The organism is Chryseobacterium sp. SIMBA_029, from assembly GCF_046535275.1.
Classification (GTDB): Bacteria; Bacteroidota; Bacteroidia; order Flavobacteriales; family Weeksellaceae; genus Chryseobacterium.
In genome coordinates, this window is record NZ_JAWRXA010000551.1 from 1 (window position 1) to 257 (window position 257).

Annotated in this window: 1 pseudogene; it reads right to left on the reverse strand. The window is 35.8% G+C overall.

Annotation, left to right across the window (positions count from 1 at the left end):
* Positions 1 to 257: pseudogene (locus SB679_RS25190) on the reverse strand (hypothetical protein); the annotation flags it as partial.

Here is a 257-nt window from a genome sequence, read left to right on the forward strand (position 1 = left end):
ATTCCAGATTTCCATCTTCAGCATTAATGGCAAGAAGTTTTGATTCATCGTTAGAGGATATTCTCATCTCAGTGTATAAAGTACCGTCCTCAAAAAAAAGGATATGGCTTCTTTTAGCAACAAGCTTGTCATTCTTGTAGATCCATTTGAACACCTTAGGATTTTTAATGAAAGTATTATTTGGATCAGAGATGTCACCATTAGGGAGATTGCCATCTTTATCAAGGTTCAGGGCATAGATGGTTCTTGTTTCACTT